At 58.4% G+C, this 26,654-nt stretch carries 23 protein-coding genes; 8 read left to right on the top strand and 15 right to left on the bottom strand.

The features are described 5' to 3' along the window. Window positions 1-32: 32 nt before the first annotated feature. Window positions 33-1,184 carry a PQQ-dependent sugar dehydrogenase gene (locus AC3IX1_RS14110; protein WP_489384596.1) on the top strand — a complete coding sequence of 384 codons (1,152 nt, stop codon included), beginning with the start codon at window positions 33-35 and terminating at the stop codon, window positions 1,182-1,184. Between the two features lie 61 nt (window positions 1,185-1,245). Here AC3IX1_RS14110 and AC3IX1_RS14105 read toward each other — a convergent pair whose 3' ends face one another. After that, window positions 1,246-1,581 (bottom strand): DUF2834 domain-containing protein, encoded by a 336-nt coding sequence (locus AC3IX1_RS14105; protein ID WP_489384595.1) that lies wholly within the window; start codon window positions 1,579-1,581, stop codon window positions 1,246-1,248. Window positions 1,582-1,828: 247 nt separating this feature from the next. Between AC3IX1_RS14105 and ilvA the strand changes: the two genes are divergently transcribed. Beyond that, a complete protein-coding gene (ilvA, locus tag AC3IX1_RS14100; protein WP_489384594.1) occupies window positions 1,829-2,842 on the top strand; it encodes a threonine ammonia-lyase, biosynthetic in 1,014 nt (337 codons plus the stop codon). 41 nt (window positions 2,843-2,883) lie between these two features. Here ilvA and eco read toward each other — a convergent pair whose 3' ends face one another. After that, window positions 2,884-3,366 carry a serine protease inhibitor ecotin gene (gene eco / locus AC3IX1_RS14095; RefSeq protein ID WP_489384593.1) on the bottom strand — a complete coding sequence of 161 codons (483 nt, stop codon included), beginning with the start codon at window positions 3,364-3,366 and terminating at the stop codon, window positions 2,884-2,886. A gap of 279 nt (window positions 3,367-3,645) precedes the next feature. On the opposite strand from eco, the gene AC3IX1_RS14090 reads away from it, so the two are divergent. Further along, window positions 3,646-3,912: a DUF1652 domain-containing protein gene (locus AC3IX1_RS14090; RefSeq protein ID WP_489384592.1), complete on the top strand. Its 267-nt coding sequence runs from the start codon at window positions 3,646-3,648 to the stop codon at window positions 3,910-3,912. Here the strand turns inward: AC3IX1_RS14090 and AC3IX1_RS14085 are convergent. The 13 genes from AC3IX1_RS14085 to AC3IX1_RS14025 form a co-directional block, all read right to left on the bottom strand. Next, window positions 3,909-4,304: a hypothetical protein gene (locus tag AC3IX1_RS14085; RefSeq protein WP_489384591.1), complete on the bottom strand. Its 396-nt coding sequence runs from the start codon at window positions 4,302-4,304 to the stop codon at window positions 3,909-3,911. The genes AC3IX1_RS14090 and AC3IX1_RS14085 overlap by 4 nt on opposite strands. A 91-nt stretch (window positions 4,305-4,395) precedes the next feature. Beyond that, window positions 4,396-4,662 (bottom strand): DUF2790 domain-containing protein, encoded by a 267-nt coding sequence (locus AC3IX1_RS14080; protein WP_489384590.1) that lies wholly within the window; start codon window positions 4,660-4,662, stop codon window positions 4,396-4,398. 290 nt (window positions 4,663-4,952) lie between these two features. Further along, window positions 4,953-5,897, bottom strand: coding sequence for a carbohydrate kinase family protein (locus tag AC3IX1_RS14075; protein ID WP_489384589.1), 945 nt, complete (start codon window positions 5,895-5,897; stop codon window positions 4,953-4,955). Between the two features lie 6 nt (window positions 5,898-5,903). Continuing rightward, window positions 5,904-7,409, bottom strand: coding sequence for a xylulokinase (xylB, locus tag AC3IX1_RS14070; protein ID WP_489384588.1), 1,506 nt, complete (start codon window positions 7,407-7,409; stop codon window positions 5,904-5,906). A gap of 161 nt (window positions 7,410-7,570) precedes the next feature. After that, complete coding sequence (locus AC3IX1_RS14065; protein ID WP_489384587.1) at window positions 7,571-9,043, bottom strand: mannitol dehydrogenase family protein; 1,473 nt, start codon at window positions 9,041-9,043, stop codon at window positions 7,571-7,573. A gap of 16 nt (window positions 9,044-9,059) precedes the next feature. Then, window positions 9,060-10,163, bottom strand: coding sequence for an ABC transporter ATP-binding protein (locus AC3IX1_RS14060; protein ID WP_489384586.1), 1,104 nt, complete (start codon window positions 10,161-10,163; stop codon window positions 9,060-9,062). Between the two features lie 130 nt (window positions 10,164-10,293). After that, entirely contained in the window at window positions 10,294-11,124 is an 831-nt protein-coding gene (locus tag AC3IX1_RS14055) for a carbohydrate ABC transporter permease (protein WP_489384585.1), read from the bottom strand. Window positions 11,125-11,132: 8 nt separating this feature from the next. Continuing rightward, complete coding sequence (locus tag AC3IX1_RS14050; RefSeq protein ID WP_489384584.1) at window positions 11,133-12,059, bottom strand: carbohydrate ABC transporter permease; 927 nt, start codon at window positions 12,057-12,059, stop codon at window positions 11,133-11,135. A gap of 153 nt (window positions 12,060-12,212) precedes the next feature. After that, window positions 12,213-13,523, bottom strand: coding sequence for an ABC transporter substrate-binding protein (locus AC3IX1_RS14045; protein ID WP_489384583.1), 1,311 nt, complete (start codon window positions 13,521-13,523; stop codon window positions 12,213-12,215). Window positions 13,524-13,779: 256 nt separating this feature from the next. After that, the gene (locus tag AC3IX1_RS14040; protein ID WP_489384582.1) at window positions 13,780-14,685 is read right to left on the bottom strand and encodes an AraC family transcriptional regulator; all 906 of its coding nucleotides are present in this window, start codon (window positions 14,683-14,685) and stop codon (window positions 13,780-13,782) included. Between the two features lie 109 nt (window positions 14,686-14,794). Next, window positions 14,795-16,093, bottom strand: a complete 1,299-nt coding sequence (locus AC3IX1_RS14035) for a glycosyltransferase (protein WP_489384581.1) — start codon at window positions 16,091-16,093, stop codon at window positions 14,795-14,797. A 142-nt stretch (window positions 16,094-16,235) separates the two neighbouring features. Continuing rightward, entirely contained in the window at window positions 16,236-19,211 is a 2,976-nt protein-coding gene (locus AC3IX1_RS14030) for a hypothetical protein (protein ID WP_489388671.1), read from the bottom strand. 222 nt (window positions 19,212-19,433) lie between these two features. After that, a complete protein-coding gene (locus tag AC3IX1_RS14025) occupies window positions 19,434-19,802 on the bottom strand; it encodes a response regulator (protein WP_489388670.1) in 369 nt (122 codons plus the stop codon). Between the two features lie 258 nt (window positions 19,803-20,060). Here AC3IX1_RS14025 and AC3IX1_RS14020 point away from each other — a divergent pair, with 258 nt between their 5' ends. The 5 genes from AC3IX1_RS14020 (at window position 20,061) to AC3IX1_RS14000 (ending at window position 26,602) form a co-directional block, all read left to right on the top strand. Then, window positions 20,061-23,549 (top strand): response regulator, encoded by a 3,489-nt coding sequence (locus tag AC3IX1_RS14020; protein WP_489388669.1) that lies wholly within the window; start codon window positions 20,061-20,063, stop codon window positions 23,547-23,549. 17 nt (window positions 23,550-23,566) lie between these two features. Then, window positions 23,567-24,382 (top strand): CheR family methyltransferase, encoded by an 816-nt coding sequence (locus AC3IX1_RS14015; protein ID WP_489388745.1) that lies wholly within the window; start codon window positions 23,567-23,569, stop codon window positions 24,380-24,382. Continuing rightward, a complete protein-coding gene (locus tag AC3IX1_RS14010; RefSeq protein ID WP_489388668.1) occupies window positions 24,379-24,972 on the top strand; it encodes a chemotaxis protein CheB in 594 nt (197 codons plus the stop codon). Before AC3IX1_RS14015 ends, AC3IX1_RS14010 begins: the two co-directional genes overlap by 4 nt. Then, window positions 24,966-26,147, top strand: coding sequence for a hybrid sensor histidine kinase/response regulator (locus tag AC3IX1_RS14005; protein WP_489388667.1), 1,182 nt, complete (start codon window positions 24,966-24,968; stop codon window positions 26,145-26,147). Before AC3IX1_RS14010 ends, AC3IX1_RS14005 begins: the two co-directional genes overlap by 7 nt. A 77-nt stretch (window positions 26,148-26,224) precedes the next feature. Further along, entirely contained in the window at window positions 26,225-26,602 is a 378-nt protein-coding gene (locus tag AC3IX1_RS14000; RefSeq protein WP_007983728.1) for a response regulator, read from the top strand. Window positions 26,603-26,654 lie beyond the last annotated feature (52 nt).

The following is a 26,654-nucleotide window of genomic DNA, read 5'->3' as shown; positions in this document are numbered from 1 at the left end:
AGGCCTCATTTCCATCAGAAAAGGAATCCTGCATGTTGCGTAAAAACCTGTTGGCAACCCTTTGTGCCGGCGTATTGATCAGCGCCACTGTTCCTGTGCTGGCCGCGCCGGCCCAGACGATGAAAAGCGAAGACGGCACCCTTGAGGTCACCCCCATCGTGACGGGGCTGGAGCATCCCTGGGCCCTGGCATTCTTGCCGGATAGCAAAAACATGCTGGTGACCGAACGGCCCGGCAACCTGCGGCTGGTGACCGCGGACGGCAAACTGTCGGCACCGCTCAACGGCGTACCCAAGGTCTGGGCCAAGGGGCAGGGTGGATTGCTCGACGTGGCGCTGTCGCCCGACTTCAAGCAGGACCGGATGGTCTATCTGTCCTATGCCGAAGGTGACGGTAAAGGAGACAAGGCCGGCACAGCGGTGGGTCGCGGCCGGCTCTCCGACGATATGACGGCGCTCAAGGATTTCCAGGTGATCCTGCGCCAGGAGCCCAAACTCTCGGTCGGCAACCATTTTGGCTCGCGCCTGGTGTTTGATCGCGACGGCTATCTGTTCGTGACCCTGGGGGAAAACAACGACCGCCCGACCGCCCAGGACCTCGACAAGCTGCAAGGCAAAGTGGTGCGCATCTACCCGGACGGTACGGTGCCCAAGGACAACCCCTTTGTCGGCCAGGCCAACGTGCGCCCGGAGATCTGGTCCTACGGGCAACGCAACCCGCAAGGCGCGGCGCTCAACCCGTGGAACGGCACGCTGTGGGAAAACGAACACGGCCCTCTGGGCGGCGATGAAGTCAACATCATCGAGCGCGGCAAGAATTACGGCTGGCCGCTGGCAACCCATGGCATCAACTACTCCGGTCAACCGATTCCCGAAGCCAAGGGTGAAACCGCCGAAGGCACCGTTGCCCCGAACCACGTCTGGGAAAAATCCCCGGGCCTGAGTGGCATGGCGTTCTACGATGGCGATCGTTTCAAGGCCTGGCAGCGCAACGTGTTTATCGGCGCGCTGATCAGCCAGGAACTGATCCGCCTGGAGTTCGATGGCGACAAGGTGATCCACGAGGAACGCATGCTCGGGGAACTGAAAAAACGCATTCGCGATGTGCGGCAGGGGCCGGACGGCTATTTGTATGTTTTGACCGATGAGGAGAACGGCGGGTTGTACAAGGTGGGTTTGAAGTAGCCAATATCGCTGGCATGTTCTGCGGCCGCCCGAGCGAGCGGCTGCAGCGCGGGTATTCGGGTCAGATCTGCCGAGTCGCGGCTACTGATCTCTTTCGATCCTGAAACCCGCGTACCACCAGATACAACAATGGCCCAATTGAAACCAACACTGCTGTGATCAGTAGATAAGGCAGCACCGAAAGCGCCGACTGCCCGCGCTTTCGCGCATCCTGGTACATCCAGATGCCCGCCAAAGTTGCGAGCAGATAGAGATCGATCACCACCTGTGCAGTATCGGGGCGTGACATCAGGCTGATGCCGAAATCGATCAGCGACTGTTCGGCCTGGAGCATCACCGAAACGGTGTAACCGGAAAAAGCGATCAGGGCGATAAGGGGCAGGGTGATGGCCTTCATGTTTTCCTTCCTTGGGCAATGAATAGAACCGGTAGCCTATAGCGACCACCGCAAACTTGCCATTGACTTGCCATCAACACCCGGCTAATTTCCAGCCATGACTTCCACCGTATTGCGCTGCCAGCCAAGCATTATTACCGCCATTCCTCATTTGGCGGGCTAGCTCACGACTGCAGCACCCAACCCGCCCTCGAGGCGGGTTTTTACTTTCTGTCTCCCGGGCCCCGAACAATGTCAGGAGACGACCATGAGTTTTACGACCGACCAGCAAAGCCTGCTTGAACATTACGTCAAAAAAATCCTAGCCGCGCCGGTGTATGAACTGGCCGTGCGCACGCCGTTGCAACCGGCGCCGGCCTTGTCCGAAGCCTTGGGCAACCGGATCCTGCTCAAGCGCGAAGACCTGCAACCGACCTTTTCCTTCAAGATCCGCGGTGCCTACAACAAACTGGTGCAACTGAGCGAGGCGCAAAAGGCTCGTGGCGTGGTCACGGCTTCCGCCGGCAATCATGCGCAGGGTGTGGCACTGGCGGCGCGGGAACTGGGGATCAACGCCACCATCGTGATGCCCCGCACGACGCCGCAACTGAAGGTCATCGGGGTGCGCAGTCGCGGCGCCGATGCGGTGCTGTACGGCGAAAGTTTTCCGTTTGCGCTGGCCTATGCACTGGACCTGGCCTTGGAAACCGGTCGCACCTTTGTATCGCCCTTCGACGACCCGGAGGTGATCGCGGGGCAAGGCACGGTGGCCATGGAGATCCTGCGCCAGCATCAGGGGCCGCTGGACGCGATCTTCGTGCCGGTGGGCGGCGGCGGGCTGATCGCAGGCATCGCCGCCTACGTCAAATACCTGCGGCCGGAGGTGCGCATCATTGGCGTCGAGTCGGAACACTCCGCGTGTCTGCAAGCGGCGATGCATGCCGGCGAACGGGTCGTGCTGCCGAGCGTCGGCACCTTCGCCGATGGGGTGGCAGTGGCGCAGATCGGCGCTTACGGTTTTGAGGTCTGTCGGTTCTGCGTCGATGACGTGGTGACGGTCAGCAACGACGAGCTTTGCGCCGCAATCAAGAATATCTACGACGATACCCGCTCGATCACCGAACCTTCCGGTGCGCTGGCCGTGGCCGGGATCAAGAAATACGTCGCGCAAACCGGTGCCTTGGGGCAGACCCTGGTGGCGATTGACTCGGGTGCCAACATCAACTTCGACAGCCTGGGGCATGTGGCCGAGCGCGCCGCGTTGAGTGGCGTCTCGGCATGATGTTTGGACAGGTCTACAGCAGGCGCTGCCAGATGGCGGGGTTATTCCTGAATGGCTTTCTCGACTTTGGTCGACGCCGACCAGATCCGATAGCGCACTTCGATGCCCTTGGGCACGTACAGCACGAGCGGCAGCTTGCTGTTGTAACGCAGCAGGAAGCCGTCACCGACCACCGGTACAAAACCCTGCTTGCTCGTGCCTGCCGGGCAGGCCATCAGCGTGCTCATCGGACCAATGACTTTTTCCAGGCGATAGAACGGATAGCCCCAACCCTCGAGGTTCTTCTCCTCGAGAATGCCGCCCAGGCGCGGGTTATTGCAGTCGACGGTCATCGTCTTGCCGGCCAGGATCTCGACCTGGAAGTCGTTTTCCCGGGCCTGTGGCGCGAGGTGGATGACCTGGCGGGTAAACCCGCTTTCGGCCTTCGGATAAGGCGCGGTGTCTTCGAGTTTGGCGGCATGCGCCACGCCGGCAAGCCCCAGTGTGACTAGCGCTGCGCAAGCGTTAACGGTCAATGAACTCATGATGCCTCCTTGCTTGAAGTGAAGGGTGGCATTTTCACTGTCGTGTGCAGTGAATGCAAACCCGGGATACCCAGTGTGCAAATTGCAGGGGCACCAGGGTCTATAATTGCAAATTGCATGACAGGCTTTACAGGTAACCCGTCCGGACCCTTGAATTGCCGATGAACTGCACAGCGAAGTTCAGGGTATGTTTTATGCTGTAGCTGTCCTTGAAGCTTGCCGGGATTTCAAATGAGCGAGCATTGATCGTCAGGCAGTATCACAAAGGAGGGAGTCGCCATGTTTCTTTCTGCCTTGGAACTTCGCAATATCATCGAAAGCAGTTTTCTACCCAAGCGCTGCCAGTGCACGCTGTCACCGGATCTGTCGATGACCGTCAAGGTTTATGCAGACGGGCAAACCGATCACCTCGATCTATTGGTCACCGGTATAGATGCCTCCGGGCTCAATGGTTGTCGGGAAATCAACGAGTTGATTGCCCAATTGCGTTACAGACAGCATCACGTCGAGGTCGAGCCGCACTCCATGCTGGGCAAAGCGCTCTAGCTTGCTGTCTCGAGTTCCACGGACACGCGCCGGGTCTGGAAGAACGCCAGGCCCAGCGCCAGTTCAAATCCTACCGCCAGTAATATGCCCGGCCCGACATGGCCGTTGAGCCATTCGGCAAAACCCAGCACGGCCAATCCCCAGCTGCCGACGACGAAGCCGAGGCTCAGGGCATTGCGGGTTTCGCAAGGGGGCGCGTTGCGAACCAGAAAAGAGAACACGCTCAACGCCGCAAACAGCACGGCGGTGCGTCGCGCGACCAATCCCACCGCGAATGAAAACTCGATGTCCCAGAACGACAATAACCATTGCGGTGTCAGGCCCCAGACCAGACTCAGCAAAAGACATAAGGCGGCGGTAAACATCGACAGCGTGCGAAACGACAACTGCATGGCGAATCCTTGCGGGCAGAGGGGGAAGCGCTAGAGCATAGCGCCGCAACCCGCAAAGGAATACCGCCAAGTATCAAATCAGACTTTTCAGTCAGCCTTGGTTCTCGCAAGCGTCGGACAGTTTACGGTAGGAAATTTCTGCGGGTTTTCCCGTGTCATCGATGTACTTCATCTCGGCCTTCACCACTTTGCACTCCAGAGTGTCCGGCTCGGTCAGCGAAATCACTTTGCTGACATGCAATGGCATTCCGTAGTGATAGGGCACGGCTTGAGAGGTTGTAGTGTCATCGGCCTGAGCCAGGCCGGCAAAGGCGGTGCAGGCGAGGGCGGCGGTAACCAGCAGGGTGCGAGTGTTCATCAGCGATCTCCGGTGCGGGCGGAATGTCAGTTCGATGTGCCGCTTGTCGAACTTGCCGCACTGGGCGTCAGAACAGTCTGAGAGCGTGCGGTCCAGTGAAGTGTTGGACCGCACGGTTAAACGAGGGTTAACCCGGCTGAACGCCGTCTGTTGCGAATGCGCGATCCTGTGTATCAGTTAAGACCATCGGGCGCCTGATGGAAAGTCATCGCGAACAAGGGTGGACACAAACGCTGTGAACGACCCGCAACCCTGTGGGAGCGAGCTTGCTCGCGATGAGGCCCTCGAATTCAGTGCACATCCAGTTGCTGCCGATAAGGCAAATCCGGTCCGGTCTTGCTGCACGTCAACGCCGCCGCCTGCACCGCGAACTTCAGCATGCGGTCGATCTGCTCGCGGCCAAGTTGCTTCACGCCCTCTACTGAATCCAGCTGCTGTTCGGTCAACCAGGTAATCAGCGCCGCCTGAAAGGTATCGCCTGCGCCCACGGTGTCGGCGATTTTTACCCCACAGGCAGGAGTAGACCACGAACCGTGAGTCCGGCTGAACACGCTCGCGCCTTCGCCACCCCGGGTCAGGAATGCCAGCTGACAGCGGTGCTGCAACCAGCCTTCGATCACCTGCGCCGGGTCCTGGCCGGGGTACAGCAGATGCAGGTCCTCGTCGCTGACCTTGATCAGGTCGGCCAGCTCCACCAGCGTCGCGATCCGGTTACGCCACAGGTCGATGTCTGGCTCCGGGTTCAGGCGTACGTTCGGGTCGAGGCTGATCAGGCGCTTGCCGCTTTCCCGGCGCACCAATGCCAATAGCGTGTCGGCAATCGGTTGCACCACCAGGGAAAACGAGCCGATATGCAGGCCGCGCACCTGCGGCCCGAGTGCCGGCAGGTGTTCCGGTTGCAATTGTCGATCCGCGCAGCCCTCGCCACGGAAGCTGTACTGCGGCGAGCCATTGGCCCCCACGGCGACCATCGCCAGGGTGGTCGGCGCGGCAAAATCCAGCAGGTAGTCCAGGCACACGCCTTCATCTTCCAGCACTTGCAGCAGGCGCCGGCCCAGGTAGTCGGTGGACAACCCGGCCAACAGCGCCGCGTCCACGCCCAAGCGGCGCAAGCCCACCGCCACGTTGAACGGCGAGCCACCGGCAATGGCTTTGAAGTTCACTTTGGACGCCAGACCGCTGGCGTCGTTTTCACTGAAAAAATCGAACAGCGCTTCGCCACACACCAGGTACATAGTTGTTCACTCTTCAAATAGGGTTGCGACATGCTGTTGATAGCGTTCATACGCCTGCTGGCAGGCTTGCACATTGTCGGCGACTGGCAGGGTTTCGCTGGCCGGGTCGAGTTTTACGCAGCGCTCGCACAATTGCGCCAGGCTGTCTTCGCGCCCGTTCGCCCGGGCTACGCACCAGGCCGTCTGAATCGCCGCACCCAAGGCCGCGGCCTCGCTTTGTTCGGTGCAGATCACCGGTGTATTCATGGTGTCGGCGACGATCTGCCGCCACACCGCGCTTTTCGAACCACCGCCGATCAGCCGAATGCTGCGGCTTTGTAAGCCATTGCGGCGTAACAGGTCCAGTCCGTAACGCAATCCGAACGTCGTGCCTTCGACCACCGCACGGCACAGGTTGGCCCGGGTCAGGTTGGTCATGGTCAAACCCGACAGGCTGGCACTGGCATGGGGCAGGGCGGGCACCCGCTCGCCGTTGAAGAATGGCAGCATGCAAACGCCTTCGGCACCGATCGGCGCCTGGGCAACGAGATCGTTGAACTGGTCGATGTCGAGGTCCAGCAAGTCGCGAATCAGGCCGGTGGCATTAGTCAGGTTCATGGTGCAGATCAATGGCAACCAGCCGCCACTGGAAGAACAGAAGGTGGCAACCGTGGCATCTGCGGCGACGTTCGGCTCATTGGCGTAGGCGTAAACCGTGCCCGACGAGCCGAGACTCATGGTGATTGCACCGGGCTGGATGTTGCCGGTGCCGATGGCGCCCATCATGTTGTCGCCGCCGCCACTGGACACCAGTGCCCGGGGGTTGATGCCCAGGTGTTCGGCAATGCCCGGCAGAATCGTGCCGACCGCCTGGTGGGGATCGATCAGCTCCGGCAGCGCGGCTTGCAGGCGTCCGCTGGGGTCGATGTCACGCAACAATTGCACATCCCACTGGCGCGTACGCACATTGAAATACCCGGTGCCCGAGGCATCGCCGTATTCGCTGCAACTGCGGCCGGTGAGCCAATGGTTGAGGTAGTCATGGGGCAGCAGAATGCGGGCGATCCGGGAAAACACTTCGGGATGCTGCTCTTTGGTCCATAACAGCTTGGAGACGGTATAGCCCGGTGCGATGACCACGCCGAGGCGTTCCAGCGAACCCTTTTCGCCACCCAGGTGGGCCAGCAGTCGGTCATTCTCAGGGGTGGATTCGGTGTCGCACCAGAGTTTGGCAGGACGCAGCACCTTGCCCTGATCGTCGAGCAGCACCAGGCCGTGTTGCTGACCGGACACGCCAATGCCGAGAATCGACTGGCCATCGACGTTGGCCGCGAGCAAGGCGCGGCGGGTGGCGGTGGCGAAGGCTTCCAGCCACTGCTGGGTGTCCTGTTCGCGGCGGCCGTTGGCGCCGCTGATCATCGTGTGGGTGGCTGCGCCCTGGCCCAGCACCTCGCCGCTGACGGCGTCGAGGATGAGCGCTTTGGTGCCCTGGGTGCCGCAGTCGATGCCGAGGAAGAGTTCTTGGTTTGGCATAGTGGATCCTTGGATCATTCAACATAGATGTCGCCTTTCATGCCGCCATCGCGGGCAAGCCCGCTCCCACATGAAGTGCGGTGAACCCAAGATTTGTGAACAACGCGAACCCTGTGGGAGCGGGCTTGCCCGCGAAGACGGCAGCAGCTCCACCGCAGGACTTACGCCAAAACTCGTTCCAGAGTCCGCGACACCCCAACCTCGCGCAAACTGTTGCAGCACCACTCAAACGCCGCGACAAACTCCGGCGAGCGCGCAATGGCGGTTCCAAAAATCTCCTCGACCGCCAGCAAGCGCTGGGTAATCAGCACATCATCGGCCACCAGCGCCTGGCAGAACGCCGCGCGCGGATCAGCAATCGTGTAGGTCTCGCCCTGTTCATCCACGCCCTTGAGATACAGCGCCCACGCCGCCACCACCAACGCCGCGCGCTGGGTCTCGCGGCCATCGGCGATCAAGCGGTTGATGGTCGGTACGGTGAATTTCGGAAACTTCGACGAACCGTCCGAACACACCCGTTCAAGCTGATCGGCAATCGCCTGATTGGAGAACCGCGCCACCAGGGTGTTCTTGTATTCGGCCAGGTCGATTCCCGGCACCGCCGGCAGCTGTGGCGTCACATCGAGGTCCATGTAGGCGCGCATGTAGCGCACGAACAGCGGGTCGTTCATGGTCTCGTGGACGAAGCGGTAACCCTTCAGGAATCCCAGGTACGTCAGCGCCAGATGACTGCCGTTGAGCAGCTTGATCTTCATTTCTTCGTAGGGCGTGACGTCGTCGGTAAATTGCACGCCGACCTTTTCCCAGGCCGGGCGACCGTTGACGAACCGGTCTTCCAGCACCCATTGCGCGAAGGGTTCACAGACCACCGGCCAGGCATCGTCCACGCCATGCTGGTCCGCCAGTTGCAGACGGTGCCGTGTGCTGGTCATCGGCGTGATGCGGTCGACCATGGCGTTGGGGAAGCTGACGTTGGCGTCGATCCAGTCGCGCAATTGGCTGTCGTGCAAGGCGGCGAAGGCCAGCAGGGCCTTGCGGGTGACGGCGCCGTTGTGGGGCAGGTTATCGCAGGACATCAGGGTGAAGGCCGCTGTGCCAGCAGCGCGGCGCCTGGCCAGTGCGGCACAGAGGAAACCGAATACGGTTTTCGGGGAATTCGGGTGCGTCAGGTCATGCTGGATCTGCGGCAAGTGCGCCATGAACTCGCCGCTGCTGTCGTCGATGCAGTAACCGCCTTCGGTGATGGTCAGCGAGACGATGCGGATCTCGGGGCTGGCCAGTTTGTCGATCAACGCCTGTGCACCGTCCTCGGCCAGCAGCATGTCGCGCAGGGCGCCGATCACCCGCACTTCGGTGTCGTCGCCATCGCCGAGTTCGAACAGGGTGAACAAATAATCCTGATCCTTGAGATCGTCACGGGCGCGGCGGTCTTCAGCGCGCAGGCCGACACCGCAGATGGCCCAGTCCAGGCCTTCGCCGGTATTCATCAAGGCGTCGGTGTAGTACGCCTGATGGGCACGGTGGAAACCGCCGACGCCGATGTGCGCGATGCCTTGGCGGGTCTCGCTAAGGGCGTAGGCGGGCAGGACCACTTCAGGGGCGAGGCGGCTGAGGCTTTGGTTGTTCAGTTTCATCGCAGGCTCTCTGAAATCAGGCAGCAACGCGCAGCGGGCGGGTCAACGCCACGCCGTCGGCATCGAACAAATGGCAGTGTTGCGCATCCAGATGCAGGCTCAGGGTTTCACCGTAGCGGCTGGCCAAGTCGCCGCGAGCACGCATGGTCAGAGCTTCACCGGATGCCGTCCGGACGTGGCAGAAGGTGTCGCTGCCCAAGCGTTCGCTGACATCGGCGGTGACCTGCAAGGTGCAGTCGTCGGGCTTGGCCAGTTCCAGGTGTTCCGGGCGAATGCCCAGCGTCACCGCACTCCCGACGCTCAGGTGCCTGCCGCTCAAGGGCAGGTTGATGCGGGTTCCGGCATCCAGCTGCACTTCACAACCCTGGCTGTCGACGCGGGTGACCTTGCCTTTGAGAAAACCCATTTTCGGCGTGCCCAGGAAACCGGCGACGAACAGGTTGGCCGGTTGGTGATAGAGATCCAGTGGCGACCCGACCTGCTCGATCTTGCCGCCGTTGAGTACGACCACTTTGTCGGCCATGGTCATCGCTTCGACCTGATCGTGAGTCACGTAGATCATCGTGGCTTGCAGTTCTTTGTGCAGGCGCAACAGTTCCAGGCGCATCTGCACCCGCAGGGCGGCATCGAGGTTGGACAACGGTTCGTCGAACAGGAAGATTTTCGGGTTGCGCACGATGGCCCGGCCAATCGCCACGCGCTGGCGCTGGCCGCCGGACAGTTGCTTGGGCTTACGCTCCAGCATCGGCCCCAGTTCGAGGATGCGCGCCGCTTCACCAACCTTTTTCTCCACTTCGGCTTTCGCTACGCCGGCCAGGTCGAGGGCGAACGACATGTTCTTGCGCACGCTCATGTGCGGGTACAGGGCGTAGGTCTGGAACACCATCGCCAGGTCGCGCTTGGCCGGGCTGACTTCGGTGATGTCGCGACCATCGAGCTCGATGGTGCCGCCGCTGACTTCCTCCAGCCCGGCTATCAACCGCAGCAGCGTGGATTTGCCGCAGCCGGACGGGCCGACGAAGACCACGAATTCCTTGTCGTTCACTTCAAGGTCGATGCCCTTGATGATGGAAAAACCTTCGAAGTTTTTTTGCAGATTCTTGATTTTCAGGTTGGCCATGGTGATGGGCCTCCGTTTATTTTTCTGTAGGAGCGAGCTTGCTCGCGATAAATTTGTAGGCGGAGCGTTCTTCCTGTCTGCACGCGTTATCGTTCACGTCCATCGCGAGCAAGCTCGCTCCTACAGGGATTTATTTCACGGCGCCGAACGACAGGCCGCGCACCAGTTGCTTCTGGCTGATCCAGCCGAAGATCAGGATCGGCGCGCAGGCCAGGGTCGAGACCGCCGACAACTTGGCCCAGAACAGCCCTTCGGGGCTCGAATACGAGGCGATCAACGCGGTCAACGGCGCGGCTTTCGACGAGGTCAGGTTCAGCGACCAGAACGCCTCGTTCCAGCACAGGATCAGCGACAGCAGCACCGTGGAAGCCAGCCCGCCCTTGGCGATGGGCAGCAACACCCGGAGCATCTCCTGGGCCAGCGTTGCGCCGTCCAGCCGCGCGGCTTCGAGGATGTCCCTGGGGATGTCCTTGAAGTAGGTGTAAATCATCCAGACCACGATCGGCAGGTTGATCAGCGTGTAGATCACGATCAGCGCGATCCGCGTGTCGAGCAGGCCGAAACTCTTGGCCAGCAGGTAGATCGGCATCAGCACGCCCACCGGCGGCAACATCTTGGTGGAGAGCATCCACAGCAGCGTGCCTCTGGTGCGCTGGGTTTCGTAGAACGCCATGGAGTAGGCCGCCGGCACCGCGATCAGCAGGCTCAGGGCCGTGGCGCTGAAGGAAATCACCACCGAGTTCCAGGCGAAGCTGAAGTAATCACTGCGCTCGTTGATGTGCAGGTAGTTCTCCAGCGTCGGCATGAAGATGAACTGTGGCGGCGTGGCGAAGGCATCGATTTCGGTCTTGAAACTGGTCAGTACCATCCAGAAGATCGGGAAGAAAATCACGATGGCGATGGCCCAGGCCAACGTACCGAGCAGCAGGCTTTGCAGGCGACGGGATTGTTGAAGAGTCATGGCAGGCCTCAGGCTTTGTCGGTCAGGTTTTTGCCGATCATCCGCACCAGGATGATCGCGGCGATGTTGGCGATGACCACGGCGATCAAGCCACCCGCCGAGGCCATGCCGACGTCGAACTGCACCAGCGCCTGGTTGTAGATCAGGTAGGCGAGGTTGGTCGAGGCGTAGCCGGGGCCGCCGTTGGTGGTGGTGAAGATTTCGGCGAACACCGAGAGCAGGAAGATGGTTTCGATCATCACCACCACTGCAATCGGCCGTGCCAGGTGCGGCAGGGTCAGGTGCCAGAAAATCGCGACGGGCCCGGCACCGTCGAGGCGCGCGGCTTCTTTCTGTTCCTGGTCGAGGGACTGCATGGCGGTCATCAGGATCAGGATGGCGAAGGGCAGCCATTGCCACGAGACAATGATGATGATCGACAGCAGCGGGTAGTGCGCCAGCCAGTCCACCGGTTGCGCGCCGAACAGCTTCCAGACGTAGGCGAGAATCCCCGACACCGGATGGAAAATCAGGTTCTTCCAGATCAGTGCGCCCACCGTGGGCATGATGAAAAACGGCGAGATCAGCATCACCCGCACGATGCCGCGACCGAAAAACTCACTGGCCTCAAGCAAAGCACTGATCAGTACACCGAACACCACACTGATCAACAGCACGCTGCCCACCAGCAGCAGCGTGTTGGTGGCGCCGGGCAAGAAGCCCGAGTCGGTGAGGAAGTAGGTGAAGTTCTCCAGCCCGACGAACTCGTTTTCGCCGGGGTTGAGCAAGTTGTAGCGAATCATCGAGAAGTAGACGGTCATGCCCAGCGGCACGATCATCCACAGCAGCAGCAATGCCACCGAAGGGCTGACCAGAAACCAGCCGGGATTGGCCACGCGGCTTTTGCGCTGGGGTTGGGCAATGTCCATGTGAGCTTTGGCAGTTGATGTATTCATGGTGATCAGAACCGAGTCATACAGACCTATGGAGATCCACTGTAGGAGCGAGCCTGCTCGCGATAGCGCTGTATCAGTCACCCACAATGTTGAATGGGAGCCCGTCATCGCGAGCAGGCTCACTCCTACAGAAGGCAGGAGCGAGCAACGGGGTTACTTGGGATAACCCGCGCGCTTCATTTCACGTTCAGTGGTTTGTTGGGCTGCCGCCAGGGCCTGGTCGACTGTGGTCTGGCCAATCAGCGCCGCCGAGAAGGATTTGCCGACCTGGGTGCCAATGCCCTGGAACTCGGGAATGGTCACCAACTGGATGCCGATGTACGGCACAGGTCTGGCGCCCGGCTTGCTTGGGTCCGCGACCTTGAGCGACTCCAGCGTGACCCTGGCGAACGGCGCGGCGTTCATGTATGCCTCGCTGTAGGTCGAGGCCCGGGTGCCCGGCGGCACGTTGGCGATACCGTCCTTTTCCGCGACCAGTGCGCCGTATTCTTTGGACGTGGCCCAGGCGCTGAAGGTTTTCGCCGCGTCCTTGGCCTTGGAACTGGTCGGAATGGCCAGCGCCCATGAATACAACCAGGCCGAGCCCTTGTCAGTGACCTGATGCGGCGCATAGGTGAAACCGACGTGATCGGTGACCTTGCTCTGGGATTTGTCGGTGACGAACGAACCGGCGACGCTGGCATCGACCCAGATCGCGCATTTACCGCTGTTGAACAACGCGAGGTTTTCATTAAAACCGTTGCTCGACGCCCCCGGCGGGCCGGATTTCTTCATGGTGTCGACATAGAAGCTCAGCGCGTTTTTCCATTCGGGGCCGTTGAATTCCGGCTGCCACTTTTCATCGAACCAGCGCGCGCCATAGGCGTTGGCCACGGTGCTGATCAGCGCCATGTTCTCGCCCCAGCCAGCCTTGCCCCGCAGGCAGATGCCGTACCGTTCCTGCTCGGGTTTGTTCAGTTTGGCGGCGAATTCACCGATCTGCTCCCAGGTCGGGCGCTCGGGCATGGTCAGGCCGGCATCCTTGAACAGGTCGGTGCGGTAGTAAGTGATCGAGCTTTCGGCGTAGAACGGCAGGGCGTACAGCGAACCTTTGACCGACAGGCCTTCGCGCACCGACGGGAACACGTCGTCGAGGGCATAGCTGGCCGGCAAATCCGTCATCGGCGCCAGCCAACCCTTGGCGCCCCAGAGTGCGGCTTCGTACATGCCAATGGTCAGCACGTCGAACTGCCCGCCCTGGGTGGCGATGTCGGTGGTCAGGCGCTGGCGCAGGACGTTTTCTTCGAGGACCACCCAATTGAGCTTGATGTCCGGATGCTCGGCCTCGAAGGTTTTCGAGAGCTTTTGCATGCGGATCATGTCGCTGTTGTTGACGGTGGCGATGGTCAGGGTCTGTGCGCCAAGGCTGACGCTGCTGAGGGTCATGCAGGTGAGGGCAAGCAGGGCTTTTACCGAAGGTTGCATCGTGCACTCCTTTTCTGCACCCGGCGGGAAACAGAAGGACAGTTATTGTTTTTGTGTCTTCCTGCGGAGGGAAGAATCTGTGCTGATTACATCCTTCAATGGCAGGCGAGACAAATCATCCATCGCACCTTGATCGATACTTTTTTGCACTGAGGTTTTGGGTGCTATTCACAGGGAAGGGCTTTTCAGCAAAGGAGGGGTATTGAAACCGTACAGGTTTCAAGCTTGAAAACTGCTCCCACAGGGGTTGGGGTTGTCAGCCGAGATTCTGTTCGGTCAATCGCTGCACCACCAAGCGCCGGTAGTGCGACGGGGTCATGCCCTTGAGCTGCTGGAAGCGCCGGTTGAAGTTGGAAATATTGTTGAAGCCCGATTCGAAGCAAACATCGGTCACCGGCTTGTCGCCATCGGCCAGCAACTCGCAGGATTTGCTGATGCGCAGGCGATTGACGAACTCGATGAAATTGCGCCCGGTGGCCTGCTTGAACACCCGGCTGAAATAAGTCGGTTTCATGCCCAGGTGCTCGGCGACTTCCTCCAGCGTCAAATCCCGGGCGTAGTGGGCAAAAATGTAATCCACCGCGCGGTTGGTACGGTCGATGTTGTGTTCGTCGGCCAGTTGCGGGGTCGTGGCGCCGGAGAGCAATTGGTAGTCGTCGGTGGCTGCAAGCAACTCCAGCAGAATGAAAAAGTGCCCGAGACGGGTCATACCAGTGGTATCGGCGATGCGCTGCATCAGATCCATCGCCTTGGCGATGGTGTGCTTGCAGCGAAACTCGATGCCGTACTGCGCACGCTCCAGCAGCGGCGCCAGGGCCTTGAGTTCGGCGAACACCTGATAGCCGCTGTCGAACAACTCGTCGGTGAAGTTGACCAGCATGTCGCGCTTGGGCACCACTTCATCCTCGGCCACCTGGCTGATCCAGTTGTGGGGCAGGTTGGGGCCGGTGAGAAACAGTGTCTGGGGATAGAAGTTGCCGATGTAGTCGCCGATGAACACCTTGCCGGAACTGGCGACGATCAGGTGCAGCTCGTACTCTTTGTGGAAATGCCAGCGCACCAGCGGGCAGGGGAAACCGTGCTGGCGGTAGATGATGGACAAGCCGTTGTGGTCGTCCATCAGCTCGTAGGAGGGGTCGGTGACTCTGGCGGTGCGGGTCATGTCAGGGCGCTTGTGTTGTTATCCCGTCCCGATCATGCCTCTTGCCGCAGGGATCACGCTACTACCGCCTGTGCGCCTACTCCTGCAAGGCACGCGCAAGGAGGGCGGGTTACTCCTGATTCAGCCGGTTCTTCGCCTCAATCCATTGCGCCATGTATTGCGTGCTCTTGTGCTGGTGATGACGCAGCATGCTGCCGGTAAAGTTATCTCGTCTGATGTTTGCCACATCCCGTTGGCAATCGATCAGCCGCTGGATCAAGGCCGGGCCGTGAACGGATTTGCGGTAGCGGCTGGCAAGCAGGGTTTGCCCGTGCGCCTGGGCGTCCAGCCAGCGCGTCTTGTCGTTGTGCAGTTGCACGGCGTGATCGGCGAACTCGCGCGCCGAACGGGTCACTGCACCGGGCCATGCCTCCAGGCCATGCATCGCCTCGGCGCCCACTGGCGTCGTCACATTCGGTGTGCCACAGAGCATCGCATCGACAATCTTGCCCTTGATTCCCGCGCCAAAACGCAGAGGCGCCATGCAGACTCGTGCCGACGACATGACTTGCAGGGCGTCTTCTGCCCAGTTCATGACATGAAAACCCTGGGCCGGGTTATGCAGGGCAGTCGCCTTGGGTGGGGTGTAGGCACCATAGATATGCAGTTGAGCGCCGGGTATCTGCTCGCGAATCAGTGGCCAGATAGTGGTTTTCAACCAGAGGACCGCATCCCAGTTCGGTGCATGGCGAAAATTACCGATGTGCAGAAAGTGCGCCCGGTCTTCGAACGGTACGGGTGTACTGCTCGGTTGGTCGATCATCAAGGGACACCAGTGCAACAGATTGCGCGGAAACCTGAATTGCTCGACCAGCAATTCGATTTCCACTTCGGAAACCATCAGTGTCAAATCACAACGATAAAACGAGGCGATCTCGCGCTTCGCCAGATCGGTGTTGGCCATGTGTTCAAATTCTTCACGCTCTGCCTGGACGAACAGGTCGCTGAAGTCATTGTTGTCATCACTGGCCTTCAAACGCTCCTTGAGGCGTTGATGACGACCATGCCTGAGGCTTTGCAGGTCGCAACTTTCGAGTACGCGCAAGGCATCGGGACAATGCTTCTCGACCCGCCAGCCGAACTGTTCTTCCATCATGAATTGATCGAACAACACGATGTCCGGTGCCAGTTCACTGATGAATGCGTCGAAACTGCTGTTGTTCAGCTCGATGGGTACTTCGTCAATACCCAACGCTGTCAGGTCTGCGCGTTGCTCGCCGAAGCCCGCCGGGCTGCTGAAGGTGATGTCCCAGCCTTGCTCCAGGAAAACCTCGAGAATCTGCATGACATGCCCGCTGGCCGCCGAAGAGCGGGGCTCGGGCCAGACGTAACCAATGACCAGGACTTTGGTTGCGTGGGGTTGACTCATGAACGGGAATTCCTTGGACCGGTAGAAGGCTGGGAAAAACGCGGGTATTAAACCACAGCAGACCGTCAGACGATGTGACACTCGGTCTGCGAGCGGTGAGTGATAGCTTTCACCGCTCTCATTGCCTGCTGGATGTTTCGGGTTACATCCGTTCAAGTTCTCCTTTCTGAGTCAATTCCTTGTAATTGGTGACTTTTCCGCCTCTCACCTTACAATTGTTCAGGTCAAGTTCGTACCAGTCGTATGCTCTTTTGAATAGCAGAACATCAGTTGCCTGAGATAGCTCGCTGATACCTTCCACGCGCGCCAATTTCATATCGACGCAATTCAAGGACCTTGCAGCGGTATAGGTATCGAGTGCTCCGGAGATGGATTGGAGTTGCTTCGCGGCTTTGCCGCTGACTTTGGAGCCAACCCCTGTAACAAGCACGACTCCGTTTTTGGTGATGGTCGCTCCCTTCTTCAAAAGACTTGGCACACCATCGAGCGGGTTGACCAAACTCAGGGCAAAACTGCCGCTGACCCTGGCGAGTGTTAAAGATTTGGAAAGGAGGCTACCGGATTTGAACGCGATGGAGGCGAATTTGGGCGCGACACCCAATACAGCCCCGACGATCGACAGTGCGTCCAATGCGCATCCAAAGATGGCCTGCCGCTCACGATCACGGTCACCGGAGCTCAGGTCTTCGATGCAACTCTTGAACGGGATAATCAGGTTAAGAATCAGGTCTATTCTGTCTTTGCTGTTCTGTCTTGCCGCTTCCAGGGGCGCTATACCGTAACCGGCGTTGTACAGTTCGGCGTAGGTAGCGGGCGGGAAGTAGTCAAGTACTCGGTTAACAGTGTCTGCTGTCGCTTCGGAAAAAAATATTTCGACTTGACTTCTGTTTTGTGGGGCTACGCGCTCCACGCCTTCCTGTTCATAGGCTTGCCAAAGCTTTTCGACAACCACTTTATTGTTGACATTCTTTTTGGGGGCCGTTCCATTGAGATATGCGTCGATATCCAATGGCCAGTCAAGGCCTTGGACCTGCCATTGCTTTTCATCTTTGTCATACCACTCAGTGGCTTCTGCGGGGTGCAGGTAGGATGAACTGAACATCGCTCGAAGGTCGTGACGGGGGTGGCATTCGGCTCGTAATGTGAACAGTTCGTAATAATAAAATTGTGAATTGTATTCAGACGAGATAATTACGCCGAAACGACCTCTGTATTTGTCCCGGTCACGCTGTGTTTCCTTGGTCGCTGCAGCGCTGAATTGTTTGCGAACAGTAAAGAAGCTTAGATAGCCATACTCCAGTCGTTTTCGATCAGCTTCAGGCATTTTTGATATGGCGAGCTTCAATGCGGTGGCGGTTGCCAGCTTTAACTGGTTGAAGTAATCGTTGAACGTGTCTGTGTAGAGTTTCTTAATGTCCTGCAGTCGCCCTAGGTAGGGTAGTGTTCTTGGAAGTTCATAAGCTTCAAAGGTTGACGCGATTTTGTGGGACAGGGTAAGTCCGGTCCAACCTTCATTCATGAGGTCGCCAGACATGAATAGTTCATGCACCGATATGGTTTCGCCCAAGGGTAGGTCGGTGTGCATATAATTTCTATTTGTTAGATAGTCTCCGTCAGGCATGGCTCTCTTCAGTTCATTCAAGGCCATTTCGTGTCGCGTTGGTAGTGGGGTACTTATGGCTTTACTGCATTGTTCAAGTGCTTCGGTGTAATCGGTGTAACGAGCTTCGACCGTTCGGTAGTGATCACTGTTGTACTCACCTCGTTCGCTATAGGGGATGAGGCGATTCATTGCGCCCCAGTTCAGCATCGACGTCAGCACATTCAGCCCGAACAATTGCTCAAGGTTCTCATCGAATGGCTCCAGATCAGCGTAAGTCTGAACATCATCGAATGTCATGGCGGTCGAGGCGCCAGGTGCAATGTGCTCGATTTTTTCGACGGCAACGCTATGCACCACCCACGCAGGCGAGTTTATGGCCATGTCGTCCGGGATTCGTTTTACGAGGAGTTCAGGTGCTGCAGCGCATGCGAGTATGTACGCAGCCAGAGGAGCTACTGTTGCATCGACGATATTGTTATCGACAAGATGCTTTTCGAACATCGGCAATACTTTGGCAGGATGAAGCTCGGCGTTGACCGGGTTGTAAAACCCATAGCCCAGTGCCCGGCCTTTGTTTTGATTCAGGCCGGCGTCTGGTTCAAGGTTCAGGATGATGGCGGTAATGAGTAATTGCTCAAGATCCTTCGGGGATGGTGAAGTACCTGCGGTAGCGCCATACCAGTTCAATGCATCCAGATAGCCCCGCGCCCAAATTTTTCCAATCGCGCCTTCAAGAAGATTGTTAATGTGTTGGCCGGGGGCGGCTCTCAAGGTATCAGTTGGTACGCTGATGGCTTGCTCGACCAGGATTTTTAGCAGTTGACCTTTTTTAGTTGCTCCGAATGTTTTTGTTACTTCTTCGATTTTTCGCCGTTCTATCAGAGGCAGTGCTGTCGGGGAAGATTCCGGGTCTTTGAGTATTTTGTAGAAGTCTGTTGCTGCCGGAATTTTTGGCCGCTCCTTGTTAAAGAAATCAATTAGGTTAACAAGCTGTCTGGCGGTTGACGGAATCGGGTACCCGTAGAACCGTAACCACTGTTCGATATTGAACTCGTCAGAGCTGTAAATGAAGCCGCCAGCGCTGCTCGCGTAACTGCTCAACTGTTTCAGGCGCTGGTGAAGTATTTCATTTTCTTTAAGTAAGTCGTCAACATGCATCTTTTTGTCGTCAACCAACACGTACATATTCATGTTGGCGTCGCACATGTACGTTGTGTGAGTTGGAAGGTTTGATAGCTCCTTCAGACCAATAAACTCTTTGCTGGCCAGTATGTCGTTTAGCAGTGACTGGCCCGCTCGGTGGGCGATGTGTAGCGAACTGTCATAAGTGAAAGCGATAATCCAGTTGCTGAGAATGAACTGGTTGTTGGCGTCGATAAGGCCAGGGTGGTTTCGCTGCAGGATTGAAGCGATATGAGTCTTTTCAAGGTTGTTTGTCTGCTTCAGACTTTCAATGTCCCGTTGCAGGGTTTCAAAAGTTGTTGGCTTTCTATAGTCGTATTGATTGTTGCTCATCAATAAATCCTTTTTAGATGGGTGCGCTTGTGTTTTTTGGGTGAAAAAATAATCTCGATTATTGAGGTTTGCGTCCTCTGAAGTTTGTGACGAAGAGTATGTTTTTGAAGCTTGTTTGCCCAGTTTGTATACTGTGCTTTTTGTTTCTGGCAGCACTTATCATTGAGCCTGGCTCAGAGGGCCGGCTCGATAGGGTGATGTAAATGGCGCTTTAACTGTTAATTACTTGGCTGGCAGCATCTCGCGTATCTTCTGCCGTAACTGATCAATGGAGAAGGGTTTGCCGATCACGTGCATATCGACAGGGACTTCGATGCTTTCGGCATAGCCGCTGGCAAACAAGATGGGCAAGTCGGGGCGTAACGTGCGGGCGAGGGTGGCCAGTTCGCGGCCGTCCATGAAAGGCAGGCCAACATCAGTCATCATCAGATCAATGTGCTGGTCCACGTCCTTGAGCATCTCCATTGCCCGGTCGCTGCCATCGGCTTCCAGCACCTTGAACTCCAACTCCTCCAGTACGTCGACGATCAGCATGCGCACGATGGCATCGTCTTCAACGACAAGGATGGTGGGGGCGTTGGCGGATGACATAGTGAGATTCCCGATAAAAATTGGCGCTGCCGGTCGCTGGAAATCACCGGCCTCTTGCATGAGTAAGTGGCGGGTCCCGGCAAGTTCCCAACGTGATGCAAAAAAGACCCCGACGCTGGGCAGGCAAGGATAACCCGGCGCTTTGCAGGGGTGCAGAGGAATGTAGGACCTTGCGCGCAAACATGTCAGAAAAATGGATCAGTGCGCCAGTTTTGGGGCAAACTCCTTGCATTCTGACAGTTCGACAAGGATTGCCCCATGCCCTTCGCGTCCTCGGTTGATGAGCAACGATTTCGTAAACTCCTGAGTCGCAACATCAGCCTGCCATTGGGTCTGGGACTCATCAGCGCCGTGTTCTTCGTGTCGCTGATCAGCTATTTACTGTCGACCATCCAGTGGGTGGAACACACCGACCGAGTGATCAATAACGCCAATGAAGCGGTCAAGTTGACCGTGGACCTGGAAACCGGGATGCGCGGTTTCCTGCTCAGTGGCGACGACCATTTCCTCGATCCCTACGAAACCGCCAAGCCGCGCATCGCCGTGGCCCTCACCACCTTGCTCGAACTGACCGCCGACAACCCGGTGCAGACCGACCGCTTGCTGCGCTTGCAGGCTTTGCAGCAGGAGTGGGCCGGCTATGCACAATCGCTGATCGAATTGCAGCGCAGCAGTGGTGACTATCGCGCCGTGGTCAAGGCCGGACGCGGCAAACGCCTGACCGATGAGATTCGCAAGCAGTTCGAGGATGTGATCGACTCCGAGCAGCAACTGCGCACCGCTCGCAATGAAGAGGTGCGACGTACCACGATCATGAGCATCAGCCTCTACGTGTTGTTCATAGCCGGGGTCAGTGGGTTGCTGGCGTATGTCGGGCGCCGCGATTTGTTGACTCTGTCGCAGAACTACAGCGTCAATCTTGCCGCCCAACAGGCCAGCGCCCATCGTCTGGAACAGCAGGCCTGGCTGCGCAACGGCCAGACCGAGCTGGCCGAGCAGGTGCTGGGGCAATTGAGCCTGAACATGTTGGGTCGCAACATCCTGCAATTTTGTGCGCAGTACATGGGCACCGCCGTGGCGGCTATTTATGTGCGCGAAGACCACGGCGGACTCAAGCGCATCGCCACCTACGGTTTTTCCCGCGAACAGCAAGAGCGTGAACAGCAGATCTACAGCGACGAAGGCATTGTCGGCCAGGTGGCGCAGCAGGCACGGCTGATTCGCCTGGATGAGGTGCCGCAAGATTACTTCAAAGTCAGCTCCGGCCTCGGTGACGGTTTGCCGCACAGTGTGCTGGTGGTGCCAACCAGCGACGACGAGCGGGTCAATGGCGTGATCGAGTTGGGCTTTCTGCGTCCACTGACGGACCGTGACGTTGAATTGCTTGAGCTGATAGCCGGCAACATCGGCACCTCGATCGAGGCGGCACGCTACCGCCAGCGTTTGCAGGAGGTGTTGGCCGAAACCCAGCAACTCAATGAAGAGTTGCAGGTTCAGCAGGAAGAACTCAAGACCGCCAACGAAGAGCTCGAAGAGCAGTCGAGGATTCTCAAGGAGTCCCAGGCGCACCTGGAAACCCAGCAGGTGGAGCTGGAGCAGACCAACGAACAACTCGCCGAGCAGGCAGAAGTATTGGCCGAGCAACGCGACGCCATGGACCTGAAGAATACCGAGCTCAATCAGGCCCAGATCCAGCTCGAAATACGCGCATTAGAATTGCAGCGATCGAGCAAGTACAAGTCCGAATTCCTCGCCAACATGTCCCACGAGCTGCGCACACCGCTGAACAGCTCGTTGATCCTGGCCAGGCTGTTGGCGGAAAATCCGGAAGAAAACCTCACTGCCGAGCAGGTCAAGTTTGCCGAGTCGATCTACTGCGCCGGCAATGACTTGCTCAACCTGATCAACGACATTCTGGACATTTCCAAAGTCGAGGCCGGCAAGCTGGAAATCCGCCCGGAGAACACCAGCGTGGCGCGTCTGGTGGATGGCCTGCACGGTCTGTTCCAGCCATTGGCCACGGACAAGCAGCTGGATTTCCAGGTGGATATGCAGGACGGTGCGCCGCTGATGCTGTTCACCGACCGCCAGCGCCTGGAGCAGGTCCTCAAGAATCTGCTGTCCAATGCCTTGAAATTCACTGAAAGCGGCAGCGTCAGCCTGTCCGTCGCCACGGCGCCGAATGACGGCATCGCCTTCAGCATCGGCGATTCCGGGATCGGCATCGAGGTGGATCAGCACGAAAGCATCTTCGAAGCGTTCCGTCAGGCCGATGGCACCACCAACCGGCGTTACGGCGGTACCGGGCTGGGGTTGTCGATCTCCCGTGACCTGGCGGCCTTGCTCGGCGGCTCCATCAGTGTGACCAGCACACCGGGGCAGGGCAGTGTGTTTACCCTGGTCTTGCCGCAGCAGTACGTGGAACCGGGCGAAGTGCCTGTCGAACTGATGCGAGCCGCTCCGGTGGCGGCGCCGAGCGTATTGCCGCCCACGTTGTCACCACGGGTGGCCGAAGTCGACATTCCGCGTTTCGACGACGATCGCAACAAGGCGCCGTTCACCACTCGCTGCATTCTGGTGGTGGAAGATGAGCCGAACTTTGCGCACATCCTCTACGATCTGGCCCATGAGCTGGGTTATCAGTGCCTGGTGGCCCACGGTGCCGACGAAGGCTATGAGCTGGCCAAGGCGTTCATCCCCGATGCGATCCTGCTGGACATGCGCCTGCCGGATCATTCCGGCCTGACCGTGCTGCAACGTTTGAAGGAACACGCCGAAACCCGGCACATCCCGGTGCACGTGATTTCGGTCGAAGACCGGGTCGAGGCGGCGATGCACATGGGCGCCATCGGCTATGCGGTCAAACCGACCACCCGCGAGGAACTCAAGGACGTGTTTGCACGCCTCGAGGCCAAGCTGACCCAGAAGGTCAAACGCGTGCTGCTGGTCGAGGACGATGACTTGCAGCGCGACAGCATTGCCCGCCTGATCGGCGACGATGACATCGAGATCACCGCCGTTGGCCTGGCCCAGGAGGCGCTGGACCTGCTGCGCACGTCGGTCTTCGATTGCATGATCATCGACCTCAAGCTGCCGGATATGCTCGGCAATGACTTGCTCAAGCGCATGTCCACCGAAGACATCTGCTCCTTTCCACCCGTCATCGTCTATACCGGGCGTAACCTGACCCGGGATGAAGAGGCCGAACTGCGCAAGTATTCGCGTTCGATCATCATCAAGGGCGCACGCTCGCCGGAGCGGTTGCTGGATGAGGTGACGCTTTTTCTGCACAAGGTCGAATCACGGTTGTCCCATGAACGGCAGAAGATGCTCAAGGTCGCCCGCAGCCGCGACAAGGTCTTCGAAGGCCGCAAGGTGCTGCTGGTAGATGACGATGTGCGCAACATTTTCGCTCTCACCAGCGCCCTGGAGCAAAAGGGCGCAGTCGTGGTCATCGGCCGCAACGGTCGCGAAGCGATTGAACGACTGAATGAGGTACAAGACATCGATCTGGTGTTGATGGACGTGATGATGCCGGAAATGGATGGCTATGAAGCCACCGTTGAAATCCGCAAGGACCCGCGCTGGCGCAAGCTGCCGATCATTGCGGTGACGGCCAAGGCCATGAAGGACGATCAGGAGCGCTGCCTGCAGGCCGGCGCCAACGACTACCTGGCCAAACCCATCGACCTGGATCGCCTGTTTTCGCTGATTCGTGTGTGGTTACCGAAGATGGAACGTATCTAGTGGAGCGCAATTTTTCAGTGGAGCGAAACAGCGAAATCGAATTGCGGCTGTTGATCGAGGCGATCTACCTCAAGTACAGCTACGATTTTCGCGATTATTCCGGCGCCTCGATCAAGCGCCGGGTCAATCATGCATTGAGCCAGTTCGAGTGCAATACCATCTCGGCACTGCAGGATAAGGTCCTGCACGATCCCGTCGCGTTCATGCAACTGCTGCAATTGCTGACCATCCCGGTCAGCGAGATGTTTCGCGACCCTTCGCACTTCCTGGCCATTCGCAGGGAAGTGGTGCCGCTGCTGCGAACCTACCCTTCGCTCAAGATCTGGATCGCCGGATGCAGCACCGGCGAAGAGGTGTATTCAATGGCCATTCTGTTGCGCGAAGAGGGCCTGCTGGACCGCACGATCATCTACGCCACCGACATCAATCCGCGCTCGCTGGAAAAGGCCAAGCAAGGGATTTTCTCGATGGAGAATGTCCGTGCCTACACTGCTAATTACCAGCAGGCCGGTGGCCAGTGTTCCTTTGCCGACTACTATACGGCGGCCTATGGGTACGCGATTTTCGACAAGACACTGCACGAGAACGTGACCTTCGCCGATCACAGCCTGGCAACGGACAGCGTATTCTCCGAAACTCAATTAATTTCATGTCGTAACGTACTGATTTATTTTAATAAAAAACTTCAGGATCGGGCATTCGGACTGTTTCATGAGTCCCTCTGCCATCGCGGTTTTTTGGTGCTGGGCAGTAAGGAAACCCCGGATTTCTCAGCCTTCGGCGATCAGTTCGAGCCGTTGGTCAAACAAGAACGGATTTATCGAAAATCATGAACAGTGCAACGAAATTGCCGGCGATCGAAGCTATCGTGATCGGTGCCTCCGCCGGTGGCGTCGAGGCGCTGTTGAGCATCCTCGGCCCGCTGCGCGAAGGCTTCGCACTGCCGATCATTGTCGTGCTGCACATGCCGGACGAGCGCCGCAGCCAGCTGGCGGACGTGTTTTCCCGCCGGGTTGCCCTGCCGGTGCGGGAGGCCTGCGACAAGACCCCGGTCGAGGCCGGCACGCTGTATTTCGCCGCGCCCGGTTATCACCTGTCGGTGGAGCGGGACCGCAGCTTTTCCCTGAGCCTGGAGCCTCGAGTGCATCATTCGCGACCTGCCATCGATTATCTGTTCGAATCGGCCGCCGATGCTTACGGCGCCAACCTGGCTGCGGTATTGCTCACCGGCGCCAACTGCGATGGCGCGCGCGGACTGGTCCAGGTCAAGCAGCGCGGTGGCATGACCATCGTGCAGGACCCGCAAGAGGCTCAGGTCGCCACCATGCCCCGGGCCGCGCTGGATCTGCACCGGCCGGACCACATCCTCCCTGTACGCGGCATCGGCCGTTTGCTTGTCGAGCTGGAACGAATCGCATGCTGAGCAATATCCAGACCAAACTGCTGATCGTCGACGATTTGCCGGAGAATCTGCTGGCGCTCGAAGCGCTGATCAAGCGTGAGGACCGCATCGTGTACAAGGCGCTGTCCGCCGACGAGGCCTTGTCCCTGCTGTTGCAACACGAGTTCGCCTTGGCCATTCTCGATGTGCAGATGCCCGGCATGAATGGCTTCGAGCTGGCCGAGTTGATGCGCGGCACGGAAAGGACCAGGAACATCCCGATCGTTTTCGTCAGCGCCGCCGGGCGTGAACTGAACTATGCCTTCAAGGGCTATGAAAGCGGTGCCGTGGATTTCCTGCACAAGCCGCTGGACATCCAGGCGGTCAAGAGCAAGGTCAATGTGTTCGTCGACCTGTACCGCCAAAGCAAGGCGATGAAGGAACAGGTGCAGGCCCTTGAGCAAAGCCGCCGCGAACAGGAAGCGCTGCTCAAACAACTGAAAAATACCCAGCTGGAACTCGAGCAGGCGGTGCGCATGCGCGATGACTTCATGTCCATTGTCGCCCACGAAGTGCGCACGCCGCTCAACGGCCTGATCCTTGAAACCCAGTTACGCAAGATGCACCTGGCCCGGGACAACGCCGCCGCGTTCACCCTGGACAAGATGCACGCGATGGTTGACCGCGACGAGCGGCAGATCAAAAACCTCATTCGGTTGATCGAAGACATGCTCGATGTCTCGCGAATTCGCACCGGCAAGTTGTCGATCCGGCCGACGCGCGTCGACCTTTCAACGCTGGTTCGCGACGTGTTGCACAACTTCTCCCGGCAAATCGATGCCGCCGAAGCGTCGGTCACCCTCGATGCCGAGCGACCGGTAATCGGAAACTGGGACGAGTTTCGTATTGAACAGGTCATTTCCAACCTGTTGACCAACGCCTTGCGCTACGGGGCCAAGAGCCCGATTTCGGTGAAGGTCTACAGTGAAGGTGGCCAGGCGCTGGTGGACGTGCAGGATCAAGGGATTGGTATCAGCGAGGCAAACCAGAAGCGGATCTTCCAGCAGTTCGAACGGGTATCGGCCAAACACGCCGTCGCCGGGCTGGGCCTGGGATTGTTTATTTCAGAGCAGATTGTGGCCGCCCATGGCGGTACTATTACCGTCCAGAGCAGGATTGGCGAAGGCGCCTTGTTTCGCGTTTGTCTGCCGCTGTAGGAAAACAGACAGGTAAACGCAACCTCTGAACGACCCCACGGTCGTATCAGCAGCAATTGACTGAACAAAGGCTTCCCATGAGCGAAGATGCACAAGATGTAGTACTCGTCGTCGAGGACGATCCCTCGATTCTGATGGTGCTGTCCGCTTATCTGTCGGGCGAGGGTTACCGCGTATTGCAGGCCGAAAACGGCGAGCAGGCTTTCGAAATCCTGGCGAGCAAGCCGCACCTGGACATGATGATCACCGACTTCCGCCTGCCCGGAGGAATTTCCGGCGTGCAGATCGCCGAGCCCGCCGTGAAGCTGCGACCGGAACTCAAGGTGATTTTCATCAGCGGCTATGCCCAGGAAATCCGTGAGACCGACAGCCCGATTACGCGCAAGGCACCGATCCTGGAGAAACCCTTCGATCTGGATAAATTGCAGGAGTTGATGCAGGACATGCTTTCGTAAGCATTCAGGCGCGGATCATCTCCCTTGCCTTCACCGTCAACAGATCGAAGGC

This window comes from Pseudomonas sp. KH_046_2 (genome assembly GCF_057838985.1).
The sequence above is the reverse complement of the archived record's forward strand: the minus strand, read 5'-3'. Positions and strand labels throughout refer to the sequence as shown.